The sequence below is a fragment of the Actinoplanes sp. NPDC051633 genome (assembly GCF_040681735.1).
In the GTDB taxonomy this organism is placed as follows: Bacteria; Actinomycetota; Actinomycetes; order Mycobacteriales; family Micromonosporaceae; genus Actinoplanes.
The window spans coordinates 1-1262 of the sequence record NZ_JBFAZH010001680.1 but is presented as its reverse complement, the minus strand read 5'-3'; the positions used below and the strand labels follow the sequence as shown (position 1 = coordinate 1262).

The 1262-nt window shown below is 70.5% G+C and carries 1 protein-coding gene; it reads left to right on the top strand.

The window, feature by feature from the left end; translation table 11 throughout:
* Positions 1-457 precede the first annotated feature (457 nt).
* Positions 458-1262 (top strand): biosynthetic peptidoglycan transglycosylase (locus tag AB0M20_RS44270; protein WP_364307561.1); only part of this gene is annotated, 805 nt, incomplete at its 3' end.

Here is a 1262-nt window from a genome sequence, read left to right as displayed (position 1 = left end):
TCCTGTTCCAGCTGTACGTGGGGGGGCGGGCCGGGCTGAAGGCGGAGGAACTTGCGGGGGCCGCGGCGGGGGGGGTTTCCCCCGCGGGCCGCCCCCGCGAGACAGGGTCGTCGTCACATCTGTGGGAGGGACGTCGATGAACCATTCCCCTCTCGCTAACGTGGACACGATTGCGACCGGTGCGCGCATCCAGCGCCGAAATCGGTCATTCTTGACATCCGACAGGGCGGCTGCGGCGTCGCAGCCCACAACCTCAGTCTGTGACGCGGCTTCCGGCAGCCCCTCCAGGGCTTCCATGGCGCGCCACCGCGACCGGTAGGTGTGATCGATGAGTTCGTACGGCGATTCGCAGTCTGCGCGCGCCCGGGCCAGAGTGCCCGGGTCCCCCGCGCCTGCCGACGCGCCCGACGCCTATCGTCGGACCGCCGGCCGGGCGGGCGTCAGCGGTTCCGCCTCGGTGGGCACATCCAGCGGGCGCGTCCCGGTGGGCGCCCCCAGCGGCCGTGCCCAGGTCGGCTCGGCCCAGGTGGGTTCGGCCCAGGTGGGTTCGGCCCGCGTCGGCGGTCGCGCCCCGGTCGGTGAGGGCAACACCGGTGGGTACGGTGGCCGCGCCGCCGTGGCCCGCGCCGCGGTGCGCCCCGGTCCGGCCTACGACGAGTTGAGCGGCCCCATCGGCGGGCCGGGCTCTTCGCGCGGCGGCAAGGACGTGTCGAAGGCGGCGAAGCGGCGCCGCCGGGCGAACATCCTGACCGCCGCCGCGGCCGTCGTGGTGATGCTGCTCGGCGGTGGCGTGGTGGCCGGCGCGTACTTCTTCGACGACGTGGACTTCATCGAGCCCAAGGCCGAGGACCAGGTCACCCAGCTCTTCGCCGAGGACAACAAGACGCAGATCGCCACCATCGGCGACGTGAACCGGTCGCTGGTGCCGTACCAGAGCATCAACCCCATCATCGGCGAAGCCGTGATGGCCGCGGAGGACAAGAACTTCCTCGACCACAACGGCATCGACATGAAGGGCATCATCCGCGCGGCGTGGAACAACTTCACCGGCGGCGACACGCAGGGTGCCTCGACGATCACCCAGCAGTACGCCCGCCACGCGGCGGATCTCAAGGAGATCAGCTACAACCGCAAGCTGCGTGAGGCGGTCCTCGCCCGCAAGATGGAGGACCACTACAAGAAGGACGAGATCCTCGGTCGCTACCTGAACTCGGTGTACTTCGGCCGCGGTGCCTACGGCATCGAGGCGGCGGTCAAGGCGT